Here is a 6,748-nt window from a genome sequence, read left to right as displayed (position 1 = left end):
ATCCCGACGTCAGTCCGGTTGCGCAGCGCTTCGGCCGAAGGTTCACCATCAGCGGTGCAGCGGAGCGCCTGGACCCGCGGCCATGATGGTGGTCCGGCACGATCCCCCCGTTGGAGAGCGACACCTCATGACCAGCTTGGCGCGGATGCTGGGCGATCGCTATGAGCTGGGAGCCGTCGTGGGCCGGGGCGGCACCGCCGACGTGTTTGCTGCCTACGACCATGTCCTGCAGCGCGACGTGGCGGTGAAGCTGCTTCGCGAGGCCACCGAGGTGGACCGCGCACGTTTTTCGAGCGAGGTCCGGTTGATGCGCATGCTCCATCACCCGAACGTCGTCAGTGCCCTCGACACGGGCACCGACGGCGGACGTCCCTGGCTGGTGCTTGAGCTGGTGGAAGGCATTCCCCTCGACGTCGTCATGGGGGAGGTGCCGATGGAAGCTGCCCGAGTCGCGAGCATCGGTGCCCAGGTGGCGGGCGCTCTGGCCCATGCCCATGCGCACGGCATCGTGCACCGGGACGTGAAGCCGTCCAACGTGCTCATCGCGCCGGGGGATCGCGCGAAGCTCACTGACTTCGGCATCGCTCGCCGTACCGACTCGGCGTCTGTCACCCTGACGGGTCACACGATCGGGACGGCCGCCTACCTAGCCCCCGAGCAGGTGGCGGGCGTAGGCGTCTCCGAGGCTGCGGACGTCTATGCCTTGGGGCTGGTCCTGCTGGAAGCCCTGACGGGACGACGTGAGTACGACGGCCCGCCCGTCGAAGCCGCGTTGGCCCGGCTCCAGCGCTCACCGGCCGTGCCCACCTCGCTGCCGACGGGATGGTCCGGCCTCATCACCAGGATGACGACGAGGCTGCCCACGCAGCGTCCCGCTGCCTCCGAGGTCGCCTCGCGGTTGGGCGCCATCGCGGCTGGATCAGCGGCCGACTCGTCCTTGACGGAGGCGACGACGCTGATCCTGGTGGGTCGGGCCCCCGCGGCCAGGCGGAACAGGACCGCACTCGCTGCCGCCATCTGTTCCGCGGCAGCCGGTCTCGTCCTTGTGGGGACGCTGCTGGTGGTTGGAAGCGCCGAGGACCAACCAGCCTCGGCCTCGGAGACGGCCGCCTCTGCGACCGAGACGCCTGCGCCGCGCACGAAGGCCCCCGCCAGGACGTCCAAGCCGTCACCAACTGCACCCAGCATCACGGCCAGCACGACCGCCCCATCGGCGAGCCCGGCGACCCCGGCGGCCGCGCCGGTGACGCGACGCTCATCGAGGCCGGGTACACGGCAGACGACGCCGGCCCCCCGGGAGAAGGCCACGGGCAAGAAGAAGGCCAAGGGACCCGGCCACCAGGGCAAGGGGCGCGGCCCCAAGAAGGCGAAGTCCGGCAAGGGTCGACGCTGAGCAGCACTCGTCCTGGCCGGAAATTGCGCGGACCGATTGCACGACAAATGGCCCCCTTCGTGGCGGGACGCTGCCATGCTTGAACCCGTGACCCGTCCTCGTGACTCTCGGTCCGAGCAGGGTTGGGGCACAGGTGCCCTGGCGCCGGCGCCGGACACAGGAAACCCATCGCCGTCCCCGACGTCGGGCGACGCCTTGGCTGACCGGTTGACCCGGTTGGCCCGGGTCACCAGTGAGTTCGTCATGGCCGACACCGTGGAGGAGGTCTCCGGGATCGTGGTCAACCACGGAGCCGAGGCCGTGGGCGCGATGGTCGCGACGATGACTCTCCTGTGCGACGACGGTGAGACCGTCCGCATGGCTGCCATCAGTGGCGGCGCTCCGGTCGACCGCGACGCCTGGAGCACGTTTCCGCTGTCTGCTCGAACGCCGTCGGGGGAGGCCATCCGGACGGGTCAACGCGTGGTGATCACCGGACACGACGCGATGAGGCAGAGATATTCGGACATTCCCGACGTCGGCGCACGGGCTATCGTCACGCTCCCGCTCAGGCGCGGGGCCAGGTCCGTGGGCGCGATCGCGATGCTGTTCGCCAACGAGCGGGTCCTGGAGGTGTTCGAGGTGGAGTTCCTCGAGATCCTCGCCGACACCTGTGCGCAGACCCTTGACCGCATCGTTGCGCAGCAGGACGCGTCGCGACAGAGCACGATGCTCGCCTTCCTGGCCGGTGCGGCCACCGAGCTGGCCAGCAGCCTCGACTACGAGGTGACGCTCAACAGTGTCGCCAAGCTCGCCGTGCCGACGTTCGCAGACTGGTGCGCCATCGACGTCGTGGACGACGGCCGCCTGCGGCGCGTCGCCGTGGCACACGTGGACCCCGCCAAGATCCGGCTTGCGACCGAGCTGGCCGAGCGCTACCCGCCCGACCGGGATGCCCCACGCGGGGCGTGGCACGTGATGCGGACAGGCCAGAGCGAGCTGGTCGCGGACATCACCGACGAGATGGTGACGGCCGGCGCAGTCGACGAGGAGCACGAGCGCCTCATTCGCGCTCTTCACCTTCGCAGCGCCCTGACCGTGCCGCTCGTGGCTCGCGGCCGGGTGCTCGGGGTGATCACTTTGGTCGCGGCGGAGTCCGAGCGCCACTACACCAGCGAGGACGTGACGCTTGCTGAGGAGCTGGCCACGCGGGCGGCGGTCTCACTGGACAACTCCGAGCTCCACAGCCAGACACTCGCTGCCGCGGTGCAGCTCCAGAACGCGGTGCTTCCCCACGACCTGTCGGTGTCCGAGGGGTGGGAGCTAGCTCTTCACTACAGCCCGTCGGGACGCACCGAGGTGGGCGGGGACTTTTACGACGCCATCGAGCTGGATGACGGCCGCCTGGTGATGTTCGTGGGCGACGTGATGGGCCGCGGGGTCGGTGCGGCAGCGGCCATGGCGCAGGTGCGGGCCGCTGTCCGAGCGTACGTCGCACTCGACCCGAGGCCCGACGTCGTCCTCGGACGGCTGGACGAGATGTTCGAGCTCTACCAGGTCGAGCAGCTCGTCACGCTCCTCTACCTGGTGGCCGATCCAGCCAGGGACCAGGTTGCTGTGGGCAATGCCGGCCACCCTCCGCCGCTCGTGCTCACACGTGACGGCACCCTGGTGCAGGCCGCGCTCGCGAACGGCGCGCCTCTCAACGTCGCCCCGCAGCAGCGCACGGCGACGACCTTGCCCTTCGGTGTCGGAGACACCTTGGTCGCCTTCACCGACGGCCTCATCGAACGCCGTGGAGAGGACATCACCGACGGGCAGATGCGAATCGGTCGCGCGATGACGACCCTTGCGGGCAAGCGTCTCGCCGACGCGCTGCCGGTCCTGGTCGCAGAGGTCGGGGACCCGTCGCGAGACGACGACGTCGCGGCGCTCGCGATCCGACGGGTCCACTGACCAGAAGTCAGCGGTACGGTCCGCACGTGGACCTGCAGCAGCGCATCATCGAGGGCGAGGGCGAGTTCCTGCTCTTCGCGCTGACACCGCCGAGGCAGACGGCTACGGCGGAGAAGGCCCAGGAGATCGCGGACATCACCGCCAACCGTCTGAAGGCTGTGGGAGTGGACGGTCTGACCTCTACGACATCGACGACGAGAGCGACCGCAACCCGGAGGCCCGGAGGCACGCCCCTTCCCGTTCCTGCCGACCAGTGTTGACATAATCTTAGTTATCGGTGCTTAACCAACGGGACTCGAAGTAGATGCGACTGCTGAAGCCGCCGTCATCTGACCTGCCAGTGGCGCCGCAGCCGCAAGGCCGCTCTGCAAGCCCACCGTCAGCGCCATAATTATGAGCACCAGCCCACGCAAAACTCGACCTATTACATTTTCCCCGCTTCATCGTCAGCAACGGGCGGACCCTACCCTGCGAGCGAGTCACTACTGGCGGAGACTCGTGCCGGTTGCGACCAAACCGCAATCAGGAGATGACGCATGGCTGTGGAGTACTCGCTCAACGCGTTTCGGCGCTCGAACTTCGTCCGTGGGGGCGGAGCGATCCAGTTCGCCACCGACACCGACCCCCGGGTGGCGCTGGAACCGTTCCGAGCCGCCGCCCGGGCGGCGGAGGCGCCACACGACGCGGCCGCCGAAGACGGGGAGGACTTCGTTGCCTCCTCGGCTTACTCGCCGGCCCCTGGGGGGCCGATCGGGTACATGCACATCTGCGACAACGGGGAACTGTTAGCTACCTGGTTGTCCTCCGTGGCAAACCGGCTCGAGGGTGAAGGACACGCAGGCGAGCTACGCATCGTCAAGGACGTCGAGGGGCCAAAGCTGAACGCGCCGACAGCGGTAGCGGGAATCACCTTGTGCCCGGAGTACGGCGAGCTGCTGGCCGCCCCACTGGATTGGGGCAACCCGCCCCTGCGGTGGTGGGTATCACCCGATCGCACCGCCCGAGTCGTTCCCGCACTCGTAGCGTGGTGCCTCGACACTCCTGGCGAGGTCACCGTTCGCGCAGCGATCGGGCTGCCATTGGATCCGGTCGCGGCCGAGGAGTTCGTGCTCGGTGCGTTGAACGCAGACACATCTACGTGTAGATCGCGCGAGCAGCGACGGCTCCCGCCACCGGTACCTGACTTTCGGCGTCGACGGCGCAGTGGTGTGCGGGATCCGTGACGAGACCCTGAGCTGGCCTGAAAGGGTCCAGGTCCTCGAAGCGACCCTGCGGGCGGCCGCGCCGGATGCGGTCCAAGCCATGGTGCGGACGGGCCCGGCCGTGGTCAGGTTGAGCAACCTCTGGAAGCGGCTACCTGCCGCGCCGTACGCAGAACAACGTGGGCGCGTGCCGATGCGGCTAAGTTCCCCCGGCACCAGGTAGACCACGTTTACGGAAAGGGGGGTACCGGTCCGGTCCCGCGCCTCGATCACGGCAAGCCCGATGTCACGGAGGGCCCAATCCAAAGCCCTGTCCTCGGAGGGCGACCCGCCGAAGACCATACCAATCGACAGCGGCGTCGCGTCGTCCCCGCTCACCCGCGACCTCGTACGGGCCAGCGTTCGCGGTGGAGCGGGCCGCGCCAATACGGCTCGTCAGCGATGGACGGGATTGCTACCACATCGATCGGTGCGGCATCAGCCATGGAACGAGTATCGCCGGTCCCCAGGCCATGCGTCTCGCTCACCCACTTCCGGCCCTTCTACCCCGGACTACTCCCGGCTCGGCAGCTCCCGTGCCTGCCAGTTAAGACTCAGCAAATGAGGTCACCATCCGGGGTGATCTCGAAGTTCGAAGGACCGATGAGGGTGCCTTCCCTAGCCATGAGGTCGTTGTAAACCCATGTCGTGTCCAGGGCGGGATCGTTGCAGACCTCGGCGACGTTCTGAGGCACGGCACCCCCGGTCGGGTCACACCCGTAGTAGGGGACCGGGAGTTTCTCGCCACGTCGCCATACCTCGGCGCAAGGTCGGAGCGTTGGGGCGGGCTCCTGCCCGCACACCACTTCCGGCCCGCCGGAGAGATCAGGTGGAGAAGGCTCGCCGGTGCTGGGGTCGATGGAGCCGCCGCTGAGGCAATCGATGAAGGTGGCGGGCGGTGCCTCGTCGGCCGCTCGTCGTTCGTTGGCACCGGCGGCAGTGCGTGAACCGCAGGCTGATAGCGGCGTCGCAATCATCACTAGCACACCTATGAGAGCCGCCGCACTCCTTCTCTGAGTGAGCATCACATGACGCATCTCGCATTCCTTCTTCCGCAGTTATGGAGGCTGTGTGTTGCGGCACCAGACCAGCCGGTGAGGCGTTTCAGGCGTGTTGACGCACCTACAGTCAGGGCCGTCACAAGCATTCCGACACCGTTCGGAGCGCTGCGGCGCAGTACTCCTGGACCGTCGTGAAGCCACCCTTCCGTGCGCCGATCGTCACCAAGTCATGAAGGACCATGCCGAGCTGAATCGTGACCGGGACTACCGCATCTTCCTCAGGCACGGCTGAGTAGTTGGTCGCCTTGAGCGCTTCATCATTGATAACGTGGTTGAGCACGCGGTCGTGCAAAAGTTGTTCCACCGGTACGCTGAGCCGCTGCTGCTCGGCCTCAAGTTTGCTCCACGCTGCGCTTGGCATCGTCACGATCAGGTCCTTCGGCCATTTCTCTGGCACTGCCTGTCGAAGGATGACAGGGCGACGGCGACGTGTCCGCGGCTCGTTCTCGAGTCTTCCGCGTTCGCCAGCAGGTCCACTGATTGTGCGGAAGGCACCGCCCTCGGAACGTACCACTGTACTGAAATCCTCGAACCCGACATTGTCCGTCAGGAGGTTCATCTCAATTTCGGCGATAGCGGACGCTTCACTGCGAAACGGCGGGTGTTCGCCTGCCAGGTCGACCACGAGCACGGTGTGAGGGCGCGCACGCATTCCTTCCCCATCCGCGACAAAGACCACGCCCTCTCCACTTGGACCAAGTCGAGGAGCGATGACAGCCCCAGGGGCGTCACGATACGAGAGGTCATTGACGACTTCCGCCGACGATCCGGCGCGACCGGTATCAGCAATTAGTTCCTGCCAGGCGGTCTCATCTTCGAAGTGCGTACGGACAATCCATGCACGGAACTCACCACGGGTTCTACCCATCTCTTCCTCCCTCGCGCCCCGCGCAGGCACCCGGCCCCACCGTAGACAGATGGATTCTATTGCGTGCCCGGGTCGTCCCCACCAGTCGTAACAATGTAGTAGTCATCGTCATGCAGGACTCGATCTGCGCGCATGAACCACAGCAAAGATGCTCCAGCTCCGGTGTTCTGCGAAAGAGGGACACTGCGCACCACGCACACGTCCCGAACGACAATAGGTATCGTCGCCACACCGGTCGAGCATCCCTGTC

Annotated in this window: 6 protein-coding genes; 4 read left to right on the top strand and 2 right to left on the bottom strand. The window is 66.9% G+C overall.

The annotated features are described in order from the left end of the window. The first annotated feature begins 127 nt into the window (after nucleotides 1–127). The 4 genes from JWN68_RS03775 (at nucleotide 128) to JWN68_RS03760 (ending at nucleotide 4,551) form a co-directional block, all read left to right on the top strand. Nucleotides 128–1,393: a serine/threonine-protein kinase gene (locus JWN68_RS03775; protein ID WP_297734912.1), complete on the top strand. Its 1,266-nt coding sequence runs from the start codon at nucleotides 128–130 to the stop codon at nucleotides 1,391–1,393. 207 nt (nucleotides 1,394–1,600) lie between these two features. Then, the gene (locus JWN68_RS03770) at nucleotides 1,601–3,328 is read left to right on the top strand and encodes a SpoIIE family protein phosphatase (RefSeq protein WP_297734910.1); all 1,728 of its coding nucleotides are present in this window, start codon (nucleotides 1,601–1,603) and stop codon (nucleotides 3,326–3,328) included. Between the two features lie 26 nt (nucleotides 3,329–3,354). Further along, entirely contained in the window at nucleotides 3,355–3,588 is a 234-nt protein-coding gene (locus JWN68_RS03765; RefSeq protein WP_297734907.1) for a hypothetical protein, read from the top strand. A 276-nt stretch (nucleotides 3,589–3,864) separates the two neighbouring features. Then, nucleotides 3,865–4,551 carry a hypothetical protein gene (locus JWN68_RS03760; protein WP_297734905.1) on the top strand — a complete coding sequence of 229 codons (687 nt, stop codon included), beginning with the start codon at nucleotides 3,865–3,867 and terminating at the stop codon, nucleotides 4,549–4,551. Nucleotides 4,552–5,123: 572 nt separating this feature from the next. On the opposite strand, the gene JWN68_RS03755 is transcribed toward JWN68_RS03760, so the two are convergent. Then, the gene (locus tag JWN68_RS03755; RefSeq protein WP_297734902.1) at nucleotides 5,124–5,606 is read right to left on the bottom strand and encodes a hypothetical protein; all 483 of its coding nucleotides are present in this window, start codon (nucleotides 5,604–5,606) and stop codon (nucleotides 5,124–5,126) included. Between the two features lie 100 nt (nucleotides 5,607–5,706). After that, on the bottom strand, nucleotides 5,707–6,498 hold the full coding sequence (locus JWN68_RS03750) for a hypothetical protein (RefSeq protein WP_297734900.1): 792 nt from the start codon (nucleotides 6,496–6,498) through the stop codon (nucleotides 5,707–5,709). Between the last annotated feature and the right edge of the window lie 250 nt (nucleotides 6,499–6,748).

The organism is Nocardioides sp. (assembly GCF_025964975.1).
In the GTDB taxonomy this organism is placed as follows: domain Bacteria; phylum Actinomycetota; class Actinomycetes; order Propionibacteriales; family Nocardioidaceae; genus Nocardioides.
Note: the sequence above shows the minus strand (reverse complement) of the source record. Positions and strands in the feature narration are given on the sequence as shown.

What these genes read in the sequence shown, in the direction of transcription:
- JWN68_RS03755 (WP_297734902.1), bottom strand. Translation starts at nt 5,606, where the DNA reads ATGCGTCATGTGATGCTCACTCAGAGAAGGAGTGCGGCGGCTCTCATA.
- JWN68_RS03750 (WP_297734900.1), bottom strand. Translation starts at nt 6,498, where the DNA reads ATGGGTAGAACCCGTGGTGAGTTCCGTGCATGGATTGTCCGTACGCAC.
- JWN68_RS03760 (WP_297734905.1), top strand. Translation starts at nt 3,865, where the DNA reads ATGGCTGTGGAGTACTCGCTCAACGCGTTTCGGCGCTCGAACTTCGTC.
- JWN68_RS03775 (WP_297734912.1), top strand. Translation starts at nt 128, where the DNA reads ATGACCAGCTTGGCGCGGATGCTGGGCGATCGCTATGAGCTGGGAGCC.